This is a genomic window from Haloplanus sp. CK5-1 (assembly GCF_037201915.1).
GTDB lineage: Archaea > Halobacteriota > Halobacteria > Halobacteriales > Haloferacaceae > Haloplanus > Haloplanus salilacus.
Window position 1 is genome coordinate 210,617 of sequence record NZ_CP147505.1, and the last position, 21,058, is coordinate 231,674.

At 69.6% G+C, this 21,058-nt stretch carries 16 protein-coding genes; 12 read left to right on the top strand and 4 right to left on the bottom strand.

Translation table 11 applies throughout. The features are described 5' to 3' along the window. Nucleotides 1-9: 9 nt before the first annotated feature. Entirely contained in the window at nucleotides 10-2,385 is a 2,376-nt protein-coding gene (locus tag NBT81_RS01115; protein WP_338742464.1) for a DEAD/DEAH box helicase, read from the bottom strand. Between the two features lie 249 nt (nucleotides 2,386-2,634). Here NBT81_RS01115 and lipA point away from each other — a divergent pair, with 249 nt between their 5' ends. From lipA to NBT81_RS01165, 10 genes are all read left to right on the top strand, one after another. Next, complete coding sequence (lipA, locus tag NBT81_RS01120) at nucleotides 2,635-3,561, top strand: lipoyl synthase (protein WP_338740425.1); 927 nt, start codon at nucleotides 2,635-2,637, stop codon at nucleotides 3,559-3,561. A 130-nt stretch (nucleotides 3,562-3,691) separates the two neighbouring features. Beyond that, nucleotides 3,692-4,690 (top strand): alpha-ketoacid dehydrogenase subunit beta, encoded by a 999-nt coding sequence (locus NBT81_RS01125; RefSeq protein ID WP_338740427.1) that lies wholly within the window; start codon nucleotides 3,692-3,694, stop codon nucleotides 4,688-4,690. Further along, on the top strand, nucleotides 4,687-6,105 hold the full coding sequence (locus NBT81_RS01130) for a dihydrolipoamide acetyltransferase family protein (RefSeq protein WP_338740429.1): 1,419 nt from the start codon (nucleotides 4,687-4,689) through the stop codon (nucleotides 6,103-6,105). The genes NBT81_RS01125 and NBT81_RS01130 overlap by 4 nt, the downstream gene beginning before the upstream one ends. Before the next feature lie 62 nt (nucleotides 6,106-6,167). Then, a complete protein-coding gene (gene ilvA, locus NBT81_RS01135; RefSeq protein ID WP_338740431.1) occupies nucleotides 6,168-7,385 on the top strand; it encodes a threonine ammonia-lyase in 1,218 nt (405 codons plus the stop codon). A gap of 84 nt (nucleotides 7,386-7,469) precedes the next feature. Then, on the top strand, nucleotides 7,470-8,795 hold the full coding sequence (gene gcvPA, locus NBT81_RS01140) for an aminomethyl-transferring glycine dehydrogenase subunit GcvPA (protein ID WP_338740433.1): 1,326 nt from the start codon (nucleotides 7,470-7,472) through the stop codon (nucleotides 8,793-8,795). Continuing rightward, a complete protein-coding gene (gene gcvPB, locus NBT81_RS01145) occupies nucleotides 8,792-10,258 on the top strand; it encodes an aminomethyl-transferring glycine dehydrogenase subunit GcvPB (protein ID WP_338740435.1) in 1,467 nt (488 codons plus the stop codon). The genes gcvPA and gcvPB overlap by 4 nt, the downstream gene beginning before the upstream one ends. A gap of 71 nt (nucleotides 10,259-10,329) precedes the next feature. Then, nucleotides 10,330-11,583, top strand: coding sequence for a serine hydroxymethyltransferase (glyA, locus tag NBT81_RS01150; RefSeq protein WP_338740436.1), 1,254 nt, complete (start codon nucleotides 10,330-10,332; stop codon nucleotides 11,581-11,583). 96 nt (nucleotides 11,584-11,679) lie between these two features. Beyond that, complete coding sequence (gene lpdA / locus NBT81_RS01155; RefSeq protein ID WP_338740437.1) at nucleotides 11,680-13,104, top strand: dihydrolipoyl dehydrogenase; 1,425 nt, start codon at nucleotides 11,680-11,682, stop codon at nucleotides 13,102-13,104. A 169-nt stretch (nucleotides 13,105-13,273) separates the two neighbouring features. Then, on the top strand, nucleotides 13,274-13,663 hold the full coding sequence (gene fer, locus NBT81_RS01160; RefSeq protein ID WP_338740439.1) for a ferredoxin Fer: 390 nt from the start codon (nucleotides 13,274-13,276) through the stop codon (nucleotides 13,661-13,663). Between the two features lie 105 nt (nucleotides 13,664-13,768). Then, a complete protein-coding gene (locus NBT81_RS01165) occupies nucleotides 13,769-14,761 on the top strand; it encodes an A24 family peptidase (protein WP_338740441.1) in 993 nt (330 codons plus the stop codon). A gap of 12 nt (nucleotides 14,762-14,773) precedes the next feature. On the opposite strand, the gene NBT81_RS01170 is transcribed toward NBT81_RS01165, so the two are convergent. Further along, a complete protein-coding gene (locus tag NBT81_RS01170) occupies nucleotides 14,774-15,406 on the bottom strand; it encodes a DUF7344 domain-containing protein (RefSeq protein WP_338740442.1) in 633 nt (210 codons plus the stop codon). A gap of 55 nt (nucleotides 15,407-15,461) precedes the next feature. Then, entirely contained in the window at nucleotides 15,462-18,065 is a 2,604-nt protein-coding gene (locus tag NBT81_RS01175) for a PAS domain S-box protein (protein ID WP_338740444.1), read from the bottom strand. A gap of 138 nt (nucleotides 18,066-18,203) precedes the next feature. On the opposite strand from NBT81_RS01175, the gene hisI reads away from it, so the two are divergent. Both hisI and NBT81_RS01185 read left to right on the top strand, forming a co-directional pair. Then, nucleotides 18,204-18,578 (top strand): phosphoribosyl-AMP cyclohydrolase, encoded by a 375-nt coding sequence (gene hisI / locus NBT81_RS01180; protein WP_338740445.1) that lies wholly within the window; start codon nucleotides 18,204-18,206, stop codon nucleotides 18,576-18,578. Next, on the top strand, nucleotides 18,575-19,699 hold the full coding sequence (locus NBT81_RS01185) for a DUF7118 family protein (protein WP_338740446.1): 1,125 nt from the start codon (nucleotides 18,575-18,577) through the stop codon (nucleotides 19,697-19,699). Before hisI ends, NBT81_RS01185 begins: the two co-directional genes overlap by 4 nt. Here the strand turns inward: NBT81_RS01185 and glmM are convergent. Further along, a complete protein-coding gene (glmM, locus tag NBT81_RS01190) occupies nucleotides 19,696-21,054 on the bottom strand; it encodes a phosphoglucosamine mutase (RefSeq protein ID WP_338740447.1) in 1,359 nt (452 codons plus the stop codon). The two genes, NBT81_RS01185 and glmM, sit on opposite strands and share 4 nt — an antisense overlap. Nucleotides 21,055-21,058 lie beyond the last annotated feature (4 nt).

Genomic DNA, 21,058 nt, shown 5'->3' on the forward strand with positions numbered 1-21,058 from the left:
GGCCGACGACTACGCCACCCGAACCGTCCGCCCTCCCACGAACGGTTGCACCGGCAACTCCGGAAATGACACCTCCACCCGGAAGTCGAGTTCCTCGGCGTCCGCCCCGAACACACCCACCGGAACGGTCGTCACGTCCGAGAGGTAGGTCGTCTTCTCGTGCATCTCGACACCGTTGACGGTGACGCGGACGCCGACACGCGCGCCGCCGCCCTCGTTGCGGATCCGGAGCTCGCACATCTCGCTGTCGCCGGTGGCGATCGAGTCGGGAAGGTCGTCCCACGACACCCTGAGCGCCGGGAGGTCGGCGGCCGCCTCGACGATGCGCTCGGCGACGCCCTCGGAGAGCCCCGCTCCAGTCAGTTCGGTCGCGCCGGCGTCGACCAAGTCCGCGGGGCGGGAGTGACCGCCGGTCGCGAGCGTGCTCGCGCGGCCGGCCCCGACGCCGTCGACGGCGGTGAGGGAGACGGCGTCGCGGCTGACGCCGTGTTCGATCCGGGCTTCGAGGCGGCGAGCGAGGTTGGCGGCCCGCGGACCGGAGAACCGGTCGAGGAACTCCCGAAGGGCGGCGAGCAGACGGAGCGCGTTCCGGCGGATGATCCACGCGTCGCTCCGCAGGTCCGCGGGGACGGAGTCGCTAGTGCTGGCCCGCAGGATGGCGAGAACTTTCCGCCCGCCGTCGTCGAGCTCCGGGCCGTCGGCGTCGCCGTCCTCCGGTGACGTCCCCGACGCCTCGCGCCCCAGAACGGCCTCGACCGCCTCGGCCTCGGACTGGCGAGCGGAGACGGAGTCGAACTCGGCGGCAGCGGCGACGGTTTCGAGGACCGCAGCGGCGTCGATCCGGTCGCAGGCAGCCAAATCCCGGAAGGCCCGCGCGGTCGACAGGCGGAGGTAGTACTTCGAGGCGAGACGGCCGAGCGGTGTGGGATCGATGCCGAGGTCCTCGCGGGTCTCGACGAAGCCGCGGTCGACCAGCGACTCCAGCGTCTCGCGAACCCGGTCACGGAGGTTCTCGAAGTCGTAGGCCGCCGGCTCCGAGTCCGCGCGGACGTAGTAGAAGGTGGTCTCTAGCCACGAGAGCACGTCGTCGAGGTCGTCGACGGTGCCCATCGCTATCTCGGCGTTGAGGTGGGCGTCGAGATCCGAAGCGAGGTGGGACTCGATCTCGGTCCCCTCGCGCAGGAGGCGCCGATACCGGTCGGCGTCGGAGCGATCACACACCACCCAGCCGTAGCCCACGTCGTCGTACCCCGGACGGCCGGCCCGCCCGAGCATCTGCAGGAGGTCGAGGGGGCTGATGTCCACCTCACCCTCCAAGGGGTCGTGGTACTTGGTGTCGCGAACGATCACACACCGGGCGGGGAGGTTGACGCCCCACGCGAGCGTCGAGGTGGAGAAGAGGACGGCTATCTTCCCCTCGCGGAACCACGCCTCGATCCGGTCGCGGTCGGCCTTCGAGAGCCCGGCGTGGTGGAAGGCGACGCCGTCGAGGACGGCCTTGCGGAGGCTGTCGTCGCTCAGTTCTTTGGCGTCTTGGTGGAAGTCGTAGTCGCCCCGGGAGCCGACCGGCACGTCTCGCTCGGCGAGTTCGTCCCGGGTCTTGGCGGCGGCGCTGACGGCGTCCTGTCTGGAGGCGACGAAGACGAGTGCCTGCCCGTCCTCGCGGACGTGGGGTTCGGCCAGGTCGAGCGCGCGGTAGAGCCGGCGGTACTTGTCGGCGAAGGAGTTCTCGCCGTGGCTGTATGTCTTCACGCCCGTCTGGAGGTCGACGGGGCGGTAGTCGTCACCGAAGGCGAAGGTCGCCTCGGGCGGGGCGTCGAGCCACGCGGCCACGTCGGAGACGTTGGGCATCGTGGCCGAGAGTGCGACGAACCGTGGGTCACAGAGCCGGCGGAGTCGGGAGACGGTGACCTCGAGGACACCCCCGCGGCGCTCCGAGTCGAGGAGGTGGACCTCGTCGATCACACAGCAGTCCACGTCGGTGACGAAGTCGTAGCGCCGGGAGTCGTGTTTGCGGGTCGCGGAGTCGACCTTCTCGGGCGTCATCACGAGGACGTCCGCGTGGCGGGCGCGCCGGGGGTTCAGGTCGCGCTCCCCGGTGACGACGTACACCGAGTAGCCCATCTCCTCGAAGCGCTCCCACTCGCTCTCCTTCTCGTTGGTGAGCGCGCGCATCGGGGCGACGAAGAGTGCGGTCCCCCCCTCACTCAGCGTCTTGCAGATGGCGAGTTCCGCCAGTGCGGTCTTGCCGCTGGCGGTCGGTGCCGACGCGACGACGTTGTGGTCCGTCTCGACGAGGACCGGCAACGCCTCGCGTTGCATCGCGTTGAACTCCTCGAAGTCGAAGGCGTCGGCGAACTCCGGAACGGCGTCGGCGACCTTCACGCGGCCGGCACCCCCGTGGCGACGCGAGCGGAGCCGTAGCGGGTCATACCCGTGTCGGGGGGACGGGACGGCAAAGGCGTTTCCGTCCGGTCGGGGGTCGACTCGGTCCGTGGACGCGGCGGCGACGGCCAGCGAGACGACGGCCGGTCGCTCACGACCGGCAGGCGTGGTCGTGACGGTCGTGGAAACGTATCCGCGGACCGAGAGGTCGTCCCACACGTTTTTGCTCGGGGACCCGAACGGGAGGGTATGGCACGCAGGCGAAAGCCCGACTGGTTGCGGATGCGGCCACCCTCGGGCGGGCGGTTCACGGAGATTCGGGAGACCCTGCGAGAACACGACCTCAACACGGTGTGTGAGGAGGCGAACTGCCCCAACCTGGGAGAGTGCTGGAGCGGCCGCGACGGTCCGGGGACGGCCACGTTCATGCTGATGGGCGACCGGTGTTCGCGGGGCTGTAACTTCTGTGACGTGGAGACCGGCGGGATGGAGCCACTCGACCCCGACGAACCGTCGAACGTGGCCGACGCCGTCGCGGAGATCGGACTCGACTACGTCGTCCTGACGAGCGTGGACCGCGACGACCTGCCCGATCAGGGCGCGGGCCACTTCGCACGCACCATCGAGGCGATCAAGAGCCGGCACCCGGGCATCCTCGTCGAGGTGCTCATCCCCGACTTCCGGGGCGACCCGGACCTGGTCGATCTGATCGTCGACGCCGGGCCGGACGTGATCGCCCACAACGTCGAGACGGTCGAGCGCCTACAGTGGCCGGTCCGGGACCGACGCGCGGGCTACGAGCAGTCGCTGTCGGTGCTCGAACGCGCCGCCGCCGCCGACGTCTACACGAAGACGAGCCTCATGCTCGGGGTGGGGGAGTACGACCACGAGCTCTACCGCACCCTCTCCGACTGTCGCGAGGCCGGCGTGGACGTGATCACGCTCGGGCAGTATCTCCAGCCCTCGCGCTCGCACCTCGACGTCTACGAGTACGTCCACCCGGACGCCTTCGAGACGTGGCGGCGGGTCGCCGAGGAGGAACTCGGCTTCCTCTACTGCGCCAGCGGGCCGATGGTCCGGTCGTCGTACCGGGCGGGCGAACTGTTCGTCGACGCCGTCCTCCGGGACGGACGGAGCGTCGACGAGGCACGCCGCGAGGCCCACGCGGCGACCTGAGGGCCCCGGAGGGTCACACCGATCCGATGGTCGACCGCGTCCACGCGGTGACACCCACGGGGCGTCGCGAGCGGGGGGTGACGCTGGATCGACTGCGCGACCGACACGGCGACGATGCGGTCCACGGCCGATGAGCACGAACACGGACACCCAGAATCTGACGCTGGTACAGGCGGTCCGGGACGGTCTCCGGACCGAGATGCAACGGAACGAGGACGTGATCGTCCTCGGGGAGGACGTGGGCAAGAACGGCGGCGTCTTCCGCGCGACGGAAGGGCTCTACGAGGAGTTCGGCGGGGACCGGGTGATCGACACGCCCCTCGCTGAGTCCGGCATCGTCGGGGCCTCGATCGGCATGGCGGCCTACGGACTCCGTCCCGTCCCCGAGATCCAGTTCATGGGGTTCATCTACCCGGCGTTCGACCAGATCGTGAGTCACGCGGCACGCTTGCGGGCGCGAAGCCGGGGGCGGTTCACGTGCCCGATGGTGGTGCGCGCGCCGTACGGCGGCGGCATCCGAGCGCCGGAGCACCACTCGGAGTCGAAGGAGGCCTTCTTCGTCCACGAGCCGGGACTGAAGGTGGTCGTCCCGTCGACGCCCGCGGACACGAAGGGACTGCTCGCGTCGGCCGTCCGGGATCCGGACCCGGTGATCTTCCTCGAACCCAAACTCGTCTACCGGGCGTTCCGCGAGGAGGTGCCCACGGGCGACCACACGGTGCCGCTCGGCGAGGCGGCGGTCCGGCGCGAGGGGAGCGACGTCTCCGTGTTCACGTGGGGGGCGATGGCCCGACCGACGATGGACGCCGCCGAGACGCTCGCCGAGGAGGGGATCGACTGTGAGGTGGTCGACCTGCGGACGCTCTCGCCGCTGGACCGCGAGACCATCGTCGACTCGTTCGAGAAGACGGGGCGGGCGGCGGTCGTCCACGAAGCGCCCCGGACCGGCGGTCTGGGCGGCGAGATCACCGCCATCCTCCAAGAGGAGGCGCTGCTCTACCAGGAGGCACCGGTCGGACGGATCACGGGCTTCGACACGCCAGTACCGCTGTACGCCTCGGAGGACTACTACCTCCCCTCGCCGACGCGGATCGAGGCGGGAATCCGGGAGGTCGTCGCGTTCCCGTGACCGTCGAGACGTTCGCACTTCCGGACGTGGGCGAGGGGGTCACCGAGGGGGAGTTGCTCCGGTGGTTGGTGGAACCGGGCGACGAGGTGGGGACGGACCAACCGCTCGCGGAAGTCGAGACCGACAAGGCAGTCGTCGACCTCCCCTCGCCGTACGAGGGGACGGTCGTGGAACTGCACGCCGAGGAGGGCGAGTTGGTGCCAGTCGGGAGCGTCGTCGTCTCGATCGAGACGAGCGACGACGGGGACGCGACGGGGGGCCCCGAGGAGGGAGGCGACGGACCCGCGTCGGCGGCCGACCGACGCGCCGTCGCGCCGCCGCGGACGCGACGGCTGGCGCGCGAACTCGGCGTCGACTTGGAGCGCGTCTCGGGATCGAGGCCGGGCGGGCGGGTCACCGACGCGGACGTGCGGGACGCGGCGGAGGGGAGCGACGACGCGACGGGACACCGGGAGTCGTCGGAGACGGTCGAGCGGGCGGCGGCCGTCGACGGGGAGAGATCGACCCGCGACCGGACGCTCGCGGCCCCGGCGACCCGTCGCCTCGCGGACGACCTCGGCGTCGATCTGGACGCGGTGCCGACCGACGAGCGCCGCGACGGGGTCGCCGTCGTCACGGCCGAACTGGTCCGGGAGTACGCGGCGAGCGAGCGGGACGACGGGAGCGAGGCGGACGGGGAGACTGGAACGACGGCGTCGACGCCGGCCGCCGACCCGAGTCCCGGCGACCGCATCCCCTACCGGGGGATCCGCCGCACCATCGGCGAGCGGATGGTCGAGTCGACGGCACGGGTGGCACACGTCACCCACACGGACGAGGTGGACGTGACGCGGCTGGTCGAGACCAAAGCCGAGCTGGAACCGTACGCCGCCGAGGAGGGGGTCGAGCTCACCTACCTGCCGTTCGTGATGCGTGCGGTCGCCGGCGCACTCGCCGAGTTCCCGCGGGTCAACGCCTCACTGGACGAGGAACGCGAGGAGATCCGCTGTCACGAGACGTACGACATCGGCGTGGCGACGGCGACGGAGGCCGGCTTGCTCGTCCCGGTGATCGAGGACGTGGACCGGAAGGGGCTGCTCGACCTCGCCGCGGAGACGGCGTCGAAGGTCGAACGCGCCCGCGACCGGCGCATCGACCGCGTGGAGATGCAGGGCGGGACGTTCACCGTCACGAACGTCGGGGTGATCGGCGGAAGATACGCCACACCCATCGTCAACCACCCGGAGGTGGCGATCCTTGCGCTGGGTCGGATCGAGGAGCAACCCCGGGTCGTCGACGGCGAGGTGGTCGCCCGGCACACGCTCCCGCTGTCGCTGTCGGTCGATCACCGCGTCGTCGACGGCGCGGTGGCCGCCCGGTTCACCAACCGCGTGATGGAACTGCTCGCGGCCCCAGCGCGGTTGCTCGTCGACTGAGTGGCTCGGGCAACCTTGCGGTAAACAAGCCCTTTATTCGGGCGTGTGTGAGAGGATAGTTCATGACAGTCACACTCACCGACATCGAGGCCGCGCGGGAGCGGTTCGACGACCCCGACATCGTCAGGCAGACACCGATCGAGACGAACCGTTCGCTGAGCGAGATGTCGGGTGGGTCGGTCCACCTGAAGATGGAGCACCTGCAGCGGACCGGCTCGTTCAAGACCCGCGGCGCGTACAACAAACTGAAACAGGAGGCCGAGTCGGAGGGCGACAAACACGTCGTCGCGGCGAGCGCGGGAAACCACGCCCAAGGGGTTGCGCTGGCGGCGACGACGGTCGGACTGGCGTCGACCATCGTGATGCCCGAGAACGCCCCGCAGGCGAAGGTGGACGCGACCCGGAGCTACGGGGCGACCGTAAAGCTTCACGGCGCGAACTTCGGCGAGGCGATGACCCACGCCCAAAAGATGGCCGAGGAACCGGGACGCCTGTTCGTCCACGCGTACGACGACCCCGACATCGTCGCCGGGCAGGGGACGCTGGGGCTGGAGATCCACGAACAGGTGCCCGACGCCGACACGGTGATCGTCCCCATCGGTGGCGGCGGTCTGATCGGCGGGATCAGCACCGCGCTGAAGGCCTTGGACGGTTCGATCCGCGTGGTCGGCGTGCAGGCGGATCTGGCGGCGACGGTGCCCGACAGCCTCCAGAAGGGCGCCCCGGTCGACGAGGAGTCCCCGAAGACCATCGCGGACGGCATCGCCACCGGCGGGATCTCGGAGTTGACGCTCGGCCTGATCGAGGAGCACGTCGACGAGGTGGTGACGGTGAGCGACGACGAGATCGCCCGGAGCCTACTGACCGTCCTCGAACGCTCGAAGCAGTTGGTCGAGGGGGCGGGCGCGGCGTCGGTGGCGGCGCTGTTGAGCGACGAGGTGGACGTCGAGGGCGAGACGGTCGTCCCCCTCCTCTGTGGCGGCAACATCGACATGTCGATGCTGCAGACGGTGTTGACCCACGCGCTGACCGACCGGAGTCAACTCCTTCGTCTGCGCATCCGCATCCGGGACCAACCGGGCGAGATGGGACGGATCTCGGGCATCATCGGCGACAAGGGGGCGAACATCCGGACGGTGCGTCACGACCGGGCGGTCGGCGACTTGGACGTCGGCGACGCCTACCTCGTCTTCCAGGTGGTCGCGAGCGGCGAGAACCACGCCGAGAGCGTCACGACCGCCATCGAGGAGGCGGGCTACGAGGTGGAACGGGTGAACTGACCGGATTCTACACGATCGATCCGGCAAAATCGGCGGCGGGCACGGCGTCGATTATATACGTCGAGAGGCCCGAGGGTCAGTAATATGCCGTACGCGACCCACTCCGGAGAGGAACGCTCGGCGATGCTCGACACCGTCGGGGTAGCCGACCCCGACGACCTGTTCGACATCCCCGAGTCGGTTCGATTCGACGGTGACTACGGGATCGAGGCCCACTCGGAGCGGGCGACCAAGGCGGCCGTCGAGGGCATCCTCGACGAATCACCCGCACTGAGCGAGTTCCTCGGTGGTGGCCACTACGACCACTACGTTCCGTCGGTCGTCGACCACCTCTCGCTGCGGTCGGAGTTCCTCACGAGTTACACCCAGTACCAGCCCGAAGTCGACCAGGGGTTCCTTCAGGCGCTGTTCGAGTTCCAGTCGCTGGTGTCCGAGTTGACGGGGTTGGACGTGGCCAACTGCTCGATGTACGACCGGTCGACGGCGGTGGGCGAGGCCATCCTGCTCGCCGACCGGGTGCGGGCGACGGACGGCGACGAAGTGCTCGTGCCGGAGAGCCTGCCCGACCGGGTCCGATCGGTGCTGGAGAACTACGCCGACGGGCCGGATATCGTGATCGACACCTACCCCACGGCGGCGGGGACGGTCGACGTCGACGGCCTGGCCGACCGGATCGACGCCGATACGTCGATGGTGTACGCCGCGACGCCGAACGCCCGCGGCCTGCTGGAACCGGACCTCGACGCCGTGGGCGACCTGGCCGACGACCACGACGCGCTCTTCTGTGTCGGCTCCGACGCCGTCGCGCTCGGACTCCTCGAACCGCCGGCGGCGTACGGCGCGGACGTCGTCGTCGGCGACGCGAGCGTGCTCGGCCTGCCGACGACGTACGGGATGGGACTGGGTCTGTTCGCGTGTCGCGAGGAGTTCCTTCGGCAGGTGCCCGGCCGCCTCGTCGGCGCGGGGACGGACGACGCGGGCAAGCGTGCGTACACGCTGACCCTGCAGACCCGCGAACAGCACATCCGCCGGGAGCGGGCGACCTCGAACATCTGTACCAACCAGGCGTGGCTGGCGCTCCGGGCGGCCATCCACGCGGCGTGGCTTGGCCCCGACGGGCTGGTCGACCTTGCCGAGGAGTGCGTGACGGGAATCGCCGAGGCCTGCGAGCGGATCGACGCCCTCGACGGCTTCGACGCCCCCGTCTACGACGGCCACCACTTCCGCGAGGCGTTGGTCGACGTCGACGACCCCGCGGGCGTGGTCGATCACTGTCGTCAGGCCGGTATCGCGCTCCGGACCGTCGAGGACGGGAGCACGGAACGGCTGGCGGTCTGCGTGACCGACACCAACCGCGAGCAGGTCGAGGAGTTGGTCGACGCCCTCGCGGGCTACGGGGGTGGCGCATGAGCCAAGAGGGCCGGGAGCGGACGGACGGCGACTCCGGCGAGTCGGCGACTGGCGGCGACGCGACCTACGAACAGGCGCGGTGGGCGGCGGGCGAGACGTACGAACCGCTGTTGATCGAGAAGGACGCGACCAGCGTGTCGGTCGACTCCTCGCTGCCCGACGAGTTGACGCGGGACGAACTCGAACTGCCCGACCTGCGGGAACCGGAGGTGGCGCGCCACTACACCCGGCTCTCGCAGATGAACTACGGCGTCGAGTCCGGGCCGATCCCGCTGGGGTCGTGTACGATGAAGTACAACCCGAAGTTCACGGAGGACGTGGCTGCCCACCGGGGTAACCGGGTGCATCCGCTGCGGGCCGACGACGACAAGCAGGGAATCCTCCGCCTGCTGTACGAACTCCAAGAGACGCTCGCGACCATCGGCGGGATGGACGCGGTGACGCTCCAACCCCCGGCGGGCGCGGCCGGCGAGTTCACCGGCATCCAGGTGGCGAAGGCGTACCACGAGGCGAACGGTGAGGACCGGAGCGAGGTGATCGTCCCCGAGTCGGCTCACGGCACCAACTTCGCGAGCGCGGCAATGGCCGGCTACGACGTGGTCGAACTCCCGTCGAACGAGGATGGACGGGTCGAGGTCGACGCACTGGAGGCGGCCGTCGGTCCGGAGACTGCGCTCCTGATGCTCACCAACCCCAACACGCTGGGGCTGTTCGAGCGGTCGATCGAGGAGATTGCGGATATCGTCCACGACGCGGGCGGCCTGCTCTACTACGACGGCGCGAACCTCAACTCCCTGCTCGGGAAGGCCCGCCCCGGCGACATGGGCTTCGACATCATGCACTTCAACCTGCACAAGACGTTCGCGACGCCCCACGGTGGGGGCGGCCCGGGACAGGGACCGATCGGCGTCCGGAGCGACCTCGCACCGTTCCTGCCGACGCCGCAGGTCCGTGAGGGGAAAGACGGGTACGATACCTACGGCCCCGACCACAGCATCGGACGGGTCCACGAGTTCGTGGGCAACTGGCTCGTGTTGGTGAAGGCGTACGCCTACATCCTGCGCCACGGCGACGAGGGCCTGGAGAACGTGAGCGAGACGGCGGTGTTGAACGCCAACTACCTGGCCGAGCGGATCGAGTACGACGTTCCCTACGGCCCCTTCCACCACGAGTTCGTCGCGAGCGCCGACGCCGACGCGGCCGACGTGGCAAAGGGGATGCTCGACCACGGCGTCCACCCGCCGACGACGAAGTGGCCCGAGATCGTCGACGAGGCGCTGATGACCGAACCGACGGAGACGGAGTCGAAGGCGCGGCTGGACGACCTGGCGGCGGCGTTCAACGCCGTCGCCGCGACCGATCCCGAGGAGTTGGCCGAGACACCGACGACGACGACCGCCCGACGGATCGACCAGGCGTCGGCGGCGCGGAACCCGGTGCTGTCGTGGCACGCGCTGGAGTAGGGAGCCCGAACCCGCGGGAAAGTTTGTGACGGACCACGCTACTTATTGTGGTGTTTTCCGTGGCATAACACGTGACGACCACCGATTCGCACCTTCGGGACACCGATCCGGCGGTCGCGGAGGCCATCGCCGACGAGGAACGCAGGCAGGAGAACAACCTCGAGATGATCGCCTCGGAGAACCACGTCTCCGAGGCGGTCATGGAGGCCCAGGGGAGCGTGATGACGAACAAGTACGCCGAGGGCTACCCCGGCGAGCGCTACTACGGCGGCTGTGAGCACATGGACACCGTCGAGACCCTCGCCATCGAGCGGGCGAAGGAGCTGTACGGGGCCGACCACGTCAACGTTCAGCCCCACAGCGGGACGCAGGCGAACATGGGTGTCTACTTCGCCACCCTGGAGCCCGGCGACCGCATCCTCTCGCTCGACCTGAACCACGGGGGACACCTGAGCCACGGCCACCACGTCAACTTCTCGGGCCAACTGTACGAGGTCGAGCAGTACGGCGTGGATCCGGAGACGGGCTACGTCGACTACGACGCGCTGGCCGAGCAGGCCGCCGAGTTCGACCCCGACGTGATCGTCAGTGGCTCCTCGGCCTACCCCCGCGAGTTCGAGTGGGATCGCCTCGCCGCCGTCGCCGACGACGTCGACGCCCACCACCTCGCGGACATCGCCCACATCACAGGGCTGGTGGCGGCGGGCGTCCACTCTTCGCCCGTCGACCACGCCGACTTCGTCACCGGGAGTACGCACAAGACCATCCGCGCCGGCCGCGGCGGGATGATCATGACGACCGACGAACACGCCGAGGCGGTCGACAAGGCCATCTTCCCCGGCGGGCAGGGCGGCCCGCTGATGCACAACATCGCGGGTAAGGCCGTCGGGTTCGGCGAGGCGCTCGAACCCGAGTTCGAGGAGTACGCCGAGCGAACCGTCTCGAACGCGAAGACGCTCGCCGACGTGTTCACCGACGCGGGCATCCAGCCGGTGTCCGGCGGGACCGACAAACACCTCCTCCTGCTCGACCTGCGTGACTCCCACCCGGACCTCACGGGCGAGGACGCCGAGGACGCCCTCGACGACGTGGGGATCACCGTGAACAAGAACACCGTCCCCGGCGAGACGCGGTCGCCGTTCGTCACCAGCGGGATCAGGGTGGGAACGCCGGCGCTCACCACGCGTGGCTTCGACGAGGACGCCATGGAGACGGTGGGCGAACTGATCGTCGAACGGCTGGACGACCCGGACGACCCGGACGTGGCCGCCGAGGTGCGCGACGAGGTCGACCGACTCTGTGCCGAGTTCCCGGTGTACGAGTAACCACCGCGACGGCCGGGGCCACCGTCCGCGCGTCGTCGTCGGACCGCTCGGTTCGGGCCAGCCAGTCTTTATCACCGGGCCGCCGCGAGGTGACGTATGGTCGTCGGAGACGTGACTACCGGGACGGACGTACTGGTCATCGGGGCGGGGCCGGGCGGCTACGTCGCCGCCATCCGCGCCGCACAGCGCGACCTCGACGTGACGCTCGTCGAACGCGACGCCTACGGTGGGGTGTGTCTCAACCGCGGCTGCATCCCCTCGAAGGCGTACATCACGGCGACGAACGTGGCCCACGACGCCGCGACGGCCGAAGAGATGGGGATCCACGCCGACCCCGCGGTCGACCTCGGGGCGATGCGCGGGTGGAAAGACGAGGTCGTCGACCGCCTGACCGGGGGCGTGGAGAAACTCTGCAAGGCGAACGGAGTGAGCCTGCTGGAGGGGACGGCCACGTTCGTCGACGAGGAGACGGTCCGCGTCGGACACGACGGCGACGGGCAGGGGGCCGAGACCGTCGCCTTCGAGCACTGCATCGTCGCGACGGGGAGCCGGCCGGTCGAACTGCCCGGCCTCCCCTTCGCGGACGATCCGATCCTCGACTCGGCGGCCGCCCTCGACCTCGAAACCGTCCCCGACCGCTTGGTCGTCGTCGGCGCGGGCTACATCGGGATGGAACTGTCGACGGTGTTCGCCAAACTGGGCAGCGACGTGACCGTCGTCGAGATGCTGGACGACGTCCTCCCGGGGTACGAGGACGACGTGGCGCGGATCGTCCGGAAGCGGGCCGAGGACCTGGGTGTCGACTTCGCCTTCGGCGAGGGAGCGACGGGGTGGCTCGACGGCGCGGACGGTGGCGTCGTCGTCACGACGGAGACCGAAGACGGCGAGGAGTCGACCTACGGCGCCGACCGGGTGCTGGTCGCGGTGGGCCGGGCCCCAGTGACCGACACGCTCGACGCCGAGAACGCGGGGTTGGAGGCGAACGACGACGGCTTCTTCGAGACCGACGATCGGTGCCGGACCGAGGTCGAGGGTATCTACGCCGTCGGCGACGTGGCTGGCGAACCGATGCTCGCACACACGGCGTCGGCGGAGGGAGTCGTCGCCGCCGAGACCATCGCGGGCGACCCCGCGGCGGTCGACGCCCGGGCGGTCCCGGCGGCGGTGTTCACGGACCCCGAGATAGCGACGGTCGGAGTGACCGAGGCCGAGGCACGTTCGGCCGGGTTCGATCCGGTCATCGGGGAGATGCCCTTCAACGCCAGCGGGCGCGCGCTGACGACGGGCGAGACCGACGGCTTCGTCCGAGTGGTCGCGGACGCCGACGGCCTCGTCCGGGGGGCACAGATCGTCGGCCCGGAGGCCTCGGAACTGATCGCGGAACTCACCCTTGCCGTCGAGATGGGGGCGACGCTGGAGGACGTGGCGGCGACGATCCACACCCACCCGACGCTGTCCGAGGCGGTGATGGAGGCCGCCGAGAACGCACGCGGGCAAGCCATCCACACGCTGAACCGGTAGTCGTCGCTCCGGCGACGACCACGACGGTGACCGCACAGTGTCTCGATTCCATCACGAAGGGATGCGAACGCGCCGTCGTCACCGGAATCGAACACGTTCGTCGGCGGAAGAGAGGGGATGTTTCCCGGAACAGCAAAGTCTAATGGTGTGGCCACGCAAGCATCCCCTGATGCCCACGGTAGAATACCTCAACTACGAAGTGATGGACGATCACGGCTGGGAGATGGAGGACGACGACCTCTTCGAGAAGGCGGCCGACGCCGGTCTCGACGACGTCGACTACGGGACGCTGGAGGTCAACGAGGGCGAGTACGTCCTCGAAGCGGCCGAGGCCCAGGGCTACGACTGGCCCTTCTCGTGCCGTGCCGGCGCGTGTGCGAACTGCGCGGCCATCGTCACGGAGGGCGACCTCGATATGGACATGCAGCAGATCCTGTCCGACGAGGAAGTCGAAGAGAAGAACGTCCGGCTGACCTGCATCGGCAGCCCGACGGCAGACGAGGTGCAGCTCGTGTACAACGCGAAGCACCTCGACTACCTCCAGAACCGCGTCATCTAACGCCGGTATCATCCCGGTCAGACCTCCCGTTTTTTCGACGTCACCGTCCAGCGGCCGCGCCGCCGAGCCGGAACCACTAATCCCCGCCGCCACCCGTACCCGACAATGCTCGCGGAGCCGACCGACCTGTTGCGGTTGATCGCGGTGCCGGCCTTCGGCTGGGCCGCCTGGCGCGACGTTCGCACTCGCCGGCTACCGAACCGGCTGTGGTACCCGCTGCTCGCCGTCGGCGTACTCGCGCTCCTGTGGGACGTCCGGACTCACCTCCCAGTCGCGGGAATCGACGACCGCCTCTTCCTCGTCCGCGTCGGGGTGAGCCTGCTCGTCGTCGTCCCGCTGGCGTACGGACTGTGGTGGATGGGTGGGTTCGGCGGCGCCGACGCCAAGGCGCTGATGACGCTCGCCCTCCTCTTTCCGACCTACCCCGTCTACTACCTCCCGTGGGGTGCCTACCCACGGGTCGAGACCACCCTCGGCGTGTTCTCGATGACGATTCTGACCAACGCCGTCCTCGTCGGCGTCGCTTATCCCGTCTATCTCGGCGTCCGCAACGCCCTCCGGGGTGACCTGTCGCGGCTCATGTGTTTCGGTCGCCGGGTCGACGTGGGGGCGCTCCCGACCGAACACGGTCGCCTGTTCGAGGACGAAGGAGGGTACACCCGGAACGGGCTGGATCTGGACGCCCTTCGGATGTACCTGCGGTGGCGCGGAACCACGCTCGCGGCGCTCCGGGCGGCCCCGACGACCCACCGCGACCCCGAGAGCGTCGGGGAGACGGGCGACCCGACGGACGGGGCGGTCGACGACGACGGCCGGGAGCGTGGCGACGCGTCGGACGACCCGACGGACGGGGCGGTCGACGACGCCGAGTTCGACGACCCGTGGGCCGCCGAACGGTTCCTCGACGAGATCGACGGAAGCGCCTACGGGACGACCCCGGAGAAACTCCGCGAGGGACTGGAGGTCGTGACGACCGAGGAGACGGTGTGGCTCTCGCCGGGCATCCCGTTCATCGTCCCGGTCTTCCTCGGCCTGTGTGTCGCACTGGCCTACGGCGACCTGCTCTTTGCCCTGCTTCGGGCGGTTGGGTTGGTGTGACCGGGGGTGGGTTTAGTCGGTGTCGAGGTCCAGTCGGTCGAGACACGTCGAGAGCCGAGGGGTGGGGTCGACCGTCCGCTCGTCAGGATCGTACGCGACGAGTCCAACGTCGGCCAAGACCGGCAGGTCGACGTGGTGGAGGCCAGTTCGGAGCGTGCGGTCCCGGTCGTCGACACGATCGCGAAGTTCCGTCGCGAGTTCCGACACGGTGAGCCCGTCGGACCGACCGGCGACGACCGACAGAACGTCTTGGCGGTGTGGCCGCGCCAGGAGAACGCTCGCGGCGTCCCACGACGGATGCTCCGGCTCCCGCAGGTCCGGGAGGGAGAGCCGCTCGGACTCCAGCGGGAGCGGATCGACGACGACGTACCCCTCCGGGCGCCGTTCGATCCACCCGGCCGCCACCAGTTTCGGGAGGCAGCGGTGAGCGAGGTCCGTCCGGAGCCCTCGGCGGTCAGCCTCGGTCGCGTCCGGCGACGCGTCGCTCCCGTCCGAGGCGAGACGAGCACGGAGTTCGTCGACCGTCGTCGGCCGGCCTCGATCCCGCAGGATCGAGAGGATCCGTCGCTGACGGGGAGCGCCGAGTATCGACGACTGCACCAGCCCGCGCCCGGCGGCCGGCAACGAGTCCTGTTCGCCGTCCATACGTCTTCCAGCCGCCGAGGACCCATAGTTCGGTTACCCCAAATTTGTGACTGGGTCAGACGTCGGCGAACATCGCGTCGAGGAGTTTGTGTTGGGCCTTGCGGACGTGTTGGTGGAACGTCGACGCTCCGATGTCGAGCGACGCGGCCACCTCCTCGCCCGAACGGTGTCGCGGCCAGTCGAAATAGCCGCCGAAGTAGCCCGCTTCGAGCGCCGCTCGCTGCCGTTCGGTGAGGTCCTCGACGAGCGTCCCCGGGACGCGCTCCGAGGGCGGAGTCTCCCTGCCAACCTGTCGCTGCCCGTCGATCCGAACGTCCAGATACGTCTCCTGTAGCCTGTCGACGACCCGTCGGACGTTCGTCCCGGGCGGGAACCGAATGGTCGCACTGTACGCCCCGTCTTCGATGGTCCCGGCGTCGACGCTCCCGCCGTAGTCCGCGACGATTGACGCCATCGGCGGATCCGAGAGTCGCTGTTCGAACCGGACCTCGCCGTCCCGGTCGTCGAACGTGCGGACCTCCTTCCACGCCGGACGCCGATCGCGGAGGGCGTTGATCGTCTCCATGGCCCCGTCGGTGGCCGTGCCGTACAGGAGGTACTCGCCGTCGCCCACCGGCGTCACCCGAGTGACGCTGATCGTGCCCTCGGTCGGAGGCGAGCCGTCCTGCGGGGGCAGGAGGTTCGGAACCTCGACGTCGAGTTCGACGACTTCGTCGCTCATGAGCGCCCGCTTGCGATCGATCGCGGCGATGGCGTGCCCGATCACGTCGCCCAGTTGACCGACGACCGCTCGCTCCTTCTCGGCGAACGCGTCCGATCGCTCCGAGCAGACACACAGGACACCGTAGAACATCCCCTGGTGAACGACCGGAATCGCGGCGAGGGATCGGTAGCCGAACTCGCGGGCGTCGTCGCGCAACTGCTCTGGGGCGTCCCCCGCGAGGACGTTCCGGGCGATCCGCATCTCGCCGGTCCGAACGGCGTCGCCGATCGGTCCCCAGTCGGCCGGATAGCCGGAGCGGTCGGGAACCGGCAGGTCGTCGATGTAGCCGCAGACACCCGCCTCGACGCGTGGCTCCAGTCGCTGCCCCGAATCGACCGCCCCCATCCAGGCCAGCCGGTAGGAATCCGAGTCGGCCAGTCGATCACACACCACGCGCTCGATCTCGTCGCGGGTGGACTGTCCGATGGCCGCCTCCGTGATGCCGCGGACGACGTCGTTGAGTTCGTCGAGGGCGGCGAGTTGCTCGCGCTGGCGCTCCAGTTCCCGCTCGTACTGTCTGCGCTCGGAGATGTCCGTCGCCATCAGGATCGCCCCGTCGAACTCCCCGTCCCGATACACCGGAACCGCACGACCAGTGAAGTACGCCTCTTTCCCGTAGATCGACTCGAACGGGAAGTCGAACTCGATCGTCTCCCCCTCCTTGAGGCGCTCGAACAACTCCGCCTGTCCCGTCTCGACGATCGACGGCAGTTCGGTGATGGCCACGCCGACCGCGTCCGACGACTCCATTCGCTCGGGCAGCCCGATTATCTCCTCGGCCCGCGGGTTCTCGTAGGTGATCCGCAACTCCTCGTCCAGCCGAAACATCCCGAACGGCGCGTTCTCCACCAACTCCTCGTTGAACCGTCGCGCGTCCCGGAGTTCCCGCTCGTACTGTCTGCGCTCGGAGATGTCCGTCGCCATCAGGATCGCCCCGTCGAACTCCCCGTCCCGATACACCGGAACCGCACGACCAGTGAAGTACGCCTCTTTCCCGTAGATCGACTCGAACGGGAAGTCGAACTCGATCGTCTCCCCCTCCTTGAGGCGCTCGAACAACTCCGCCTGTCCCGTCTCGACGATCGGCGGCAACTCGCTGATATCGACCCCGATCGCGCCCGATACGTCCTCACCTTCGGGGAGGCCGACTATCTCCTCGGCCCGCGAGTTCTCGTAGGTGATCCGTAACTCCTCGTCCAGTCGAAATATCCCGAACGGCGCGTTCTCCACCAACTCCTCGTTGAACCGGCGGGCGTCCCGGAGTCGGCGTTCCCGCGCCTTCCGGTCCGTGATGTCCCGGACGACACAGACGATACCGCCGTCGTCGGCGACGGTCAACGAGAGATCCTGCGGAAACGTCGTTCCGTCCTTCCGTCGACCGAGCGCTTCGCCACGCCACGACCCCGACTCGTAGAGCGACGGGATGATCTCGTCTTCGAACCGTTCGCGCTCCGCGTCACCGTAACACATCGTCCAGTGTTCACCGCGGAACGCCTCGGCGTCGTCGTATCCGTACACGTCGGCGTGCGTCTCGTTGACGTAGGTGTACTCGCCGTCGTCGTCGGTGATGGCGATTCCGTCGATCGCCGACTCCATCACCCGAGCCCGTCGCTCCAGATCCCGGTCGTGCCGTTCGCCGTCGGTCCCGGTGTCGGGCGCCGCGTCCGTACCGCTCGACGACACATCGTCCGGGGAACGCCACCAGACCCTGGAGTTGGACCCGGTCGCCTTCGTCCGGAGTTCGCCACGGTCGGAAAGCGTTCGCAACCGCTCGTACACGGTCCGGCGACCGACGTCGAGGGCGTCGGCCACCTCCGGAGTCGTGAGGGGTTCGTACCGATCGTCGCGCCGGTCGAAGACGGCCAACGTGTCGGCGTAGACGTCCCGCCGAGCCATGCGTGTTCATGTTTGCTATTACACATAGTTCCATCGACGGAACCACCGACCGTGGCACCCGGCGTCGGCGGCCGCGGCCGACCCGACTCGCACGGCGGCGACACAAGACCTATCGGCCGGTAACACCGAGGGGCGGGCATGACCGTCGACGTGGATTTCGGGGATGACGGCCTCGTGCCCGCCGTCGCACAGGACGCCGACTCCGGCGATGTGCTGATGCTGGCGTACGTCTCGCCGGACGCGCTCGAGCGCACCCGCGAGACGGGGCGTGCACACTACTACTCGCGGAGCCGCGACGAACTCTGGGAGAAGGGGGCGACGAGCGGCCACACCCAGTCGGTCCGGGAGGTGCGGGTCGACTGCGACGGCGACGCCTTGCTCTACCTGGTCGACCAAGAGGGCGGGGCGTGTCACACCGGCTACCGCTCCTGTTTCTACCGGACCACCGACGGCGAGACGGTCGGGGAACGGGTGTTCGACCCGGACGAGGTGTACGCGGACGGGGACGGATGAAGGGAGCCGAGGCCGACGGCGACACCGACCCGGCGGCGGCGCTCCGGGCCGCGCGGTCGGACGTGGCCGACGCCCGCGCTGCCGTCGAGGACCACGGCGAGGAGCGCCTGCAGGCGGTGCGGACGGCGTACCGCGAGGCGACCGACCTGCTCGACCGATACGAGGGGCGGGCGACCGGCACCGGCGACTTCGCCGCGTTCGTCGAGTTCCAAGAGGCGTTCGTCGAACTGGTCGAAGGGTTGGACGACGACCTGCCGGCCCGTGACGCATTCGAAGCGGCCAACGACATCCTCGATCAGCGCCGACTCGGCGAGGACGACTTCGAGCGCGCCCGCGAGGCACTCGACCCGGCGGCAGACCGGGTCGCCCTGCTCTCGGAGCGGGCGGCGGCCGAGGAGCGCCGGGAGGCGGCCCGCCGCGACGCCCGGCAACGGCTCCGCGACCTGACCGACCGGATCGAGTATCTGGAGCGACTGCGACGACTGGGCGAGGCCGACCTCGACGCGCCCGTCGAGCGCCTGCGCGATCCGGTCGAGTCGTACAACGAGGCGGTCGAGGCGGCGTGGACGACGTTCAAGCGGGAGGCGAGCGCCCGCGAGGTGTTCCGCGTCGTCGAGGCGAGCGAGGCGTACCCGCTCGCCGCGTTCCGCCGGCCGCCACCGGAGCTCCGCGAGTACGTGACGACGTACGCGGCCGGCGAGGAGTCGATCCCGACGCTCCTGACGTACGCCGACTACTCGTCGTCGAAGCTCTCACACTACGTCGACGACCCCGCGGCGCTCCGGACGCGCGTCGCGACCCACCGGACGTATCTCGAACGGCTGGACGCCGACCCGTTGACGGTGGACTGGCCGCCGCCGGCGGCGGGGACGCTCCGGCACCGCGCCGGGGAACTCGTCTCGGTTACGGCCCGGTTCGCCCCGGACGACGTCGTCGCCGCGGCGCGACGCCTCCGGACCCTGCCCGACGAGGTGGCGTACGGCCGCCTCCGGGAGACGGCGATGGCCCGCGACGAGTTGGACGACACGGAGCGCGAGCGATTGGCCGAGGGCGCGGTCGAGTCGGAACTGGAAGAGGCACGGGCGGAGCGCGAACGTCTCGAGGCGGCACTCGACGGTTAACGCGCCGCTTCGAGGTGGTCGCGGAGGTCGGCCGCGAGGTCGGCCGCGCGCGACTCGTCGCGGGCCTCGGCGTAGATTCGGACCTTCGGTTCGGTGCCACTGGGCCGGACGAGCACCCACGCGTCGCCGTAGTCGAGGCGGTAGCCGTCGGTCGTGTCCAGATCGGCGTCCGCATCGCGGGCGTACGCCGCGGCGGCGTCGAGGAGGTCGTCGAGTTCGTCGCCGTCGTAGGCGATGTCCGCCCGGACGAGGTGGTAGTCGGTGTAGGGGGCGACCACCTCGCTCGTCGGCGCGTCGGCGCGGGCGAGGCGTTCGAGGAACTTCGCGGCGGTGTACGCGCCGTCGCGGGTCAGGCGGTAGTCGGGGAAGAAGACGCCGCCGTTGCCCTCGCCGGCGACGGGGACGTGGTCGCCGGCCCGACGGCGCTCGCGGATCCGCGTCACGATGTGCGCCGAGCCGATGGGGGTGAGGTCGAGGGTCGCACCGGCGGCGCCGACCACGTCGACCAACCGCTGTGAAACGTTGACCGCGGCGACGACGACGTCGTCCGCGGCGACGTGTGCGTCCACGAGCGCCGCGAGCGAGGCGTCGCCGTCGACGAACGCGCCACGCTCGTCCACGAAGATGGCGCGGTCGGCGTCGCCGTCGTGTGCGATCCCCACGTCGGCGTCGCTCGATCGGACGAGTCGCCGGAGTTCGTCGAGGTTCCCGGCGACGGGTTCCGGGTCGCGCCCGGGGAAGTGCCCATCCGGATCGGCGTTGACCGTACGGACCGCACAGCCGAGTTCGCGGAAGAAGTCGGGCGACACCAGCGCGCCAGCGCCGTGGCCGGGGTCGAGCGCGACGGTGAGGTCGGCGGCGGCGACGGCCTCGCGGTCGACGCCGTCGAGGAGGTCCGCGCGGTAGTCGGCGTTGATGCCGTCGACGCTCCGAACCGTCCCCACGTCGTCCCACCGCACGGTGGGGGCGACCCCGTCGTCGACGGCCGACTCGACGCGTTCGTACCCGTCGACCGAGAGTTCCGTGCCGTCGTCGCCGAGGAGTTTGATCCCGTTGTACTGCGGGGGGTTGTGGGAGGCGGTGAGGTGGATGGCGGGTACACCCTCGGCCTCGCAGTAGTAGGCGACGCCGGGCGTGGGGACGACGCCGAGGCGGTCCACGTCTACCCCGGCGCTCGCGGCGGTCCCCGCGACGACGTTCGCGAGGGGCTCGCCCGAGAGACGGGTGTCGCGCCCGATGGCGATCCGGTCGGCGTCCCAGACGGCCGTCGCTGCGCTCGCGATCCGGCGGACGAGGTCCGGAGTGAACTCCTCGCCGACGACCCCGCGCGTGCCGCTGGACCCGAACAGTTGCATCGAC

Coding starts and splice junctions, on each gene's coding strand:
- lpdA (WP_338740437.1), top strand. CDS start 11,680: ATGGTCGTCGGAGACGTGACTACCGGGACGGACGTACTGGTCATCGGG.
- ilvA (WP_338740431.1), top strand. CDS start 6,168: ATGACAGTCACACTCACCGACATCGAGGCCGCGCGGGAGCGGTTCGAC.
- NBT81_RS01165 (WP_338740441.1), top strand. CDS start 13,769: ATGCTCGCGGAGCCGACCGACCTGTTGCGGTTGATCGCGGTGCCGGCC.
- gcvPB (WP_338740435.1), top strand. CDS start 8,792: ATGAGCCAAGAGGGCCGGGAGCGGACGGACGGCGACTCCGGCGAGTCG.
- hisI (WP_338740445.1), top strand. CDS start 18,204: ATGACCGTCGACGTGGATTTCGGGGATGACGGCCTCGTGCCCGCCGTC.
- gcvPA (WP_338740433.1), top strand. CDS start 7,470: ATGCCGTACGCGACCCACTCCGGAGAGGAACGCTCGGCGATGCTCGAC.
- fer (WP_338740439.1), top strand. CDS start 13,274: ATGCCCACGGTAGAATACCTCAACTACGAAGTGATGGACGATCACGGC.
- lipA (WP_338740425.1), top strand. CDS start 2,635: ATGGCACGCAGGCGAAAGCCCGACTGGTTGCGGATGCGGCCACCCTCG.
- NBT81_RS01125 (WP_338740427.1), top strand. CDS start 3,692: ATGAGCACGAACACGGACACCCAGAATCTGACGCTGGTACAGGCGGTC.
- NBT81_RS01175 (WP_338740444.1), bottom strand. CDS start 18,065: ATGGCTCGGCGGGACGTCTACGCCGACACGTTGGCCGTCTTCGACCGG.
- NBT81_RS01185 (WP_338740446.1), top strand. CDS start 18,575: ATGAAGGGAGCCGAGGCCGACGGCGACACCGACCCGGCGGCGGCGCTC.
- NBT81_RS01170 (WP_338740442.1), bottom strand. CDS start 15,406: ATGGACGGCGAACAGGACTCGTTGCCGGCCGCCGGGCGCGGGCTGGTG.
- glmM (WP_338740447.1), bottom strand. CDS start 21,054: ATGCAACTGTTCGGGTCCAGCGGCACGCGCGGGGTCGTCGGCGAGGAG.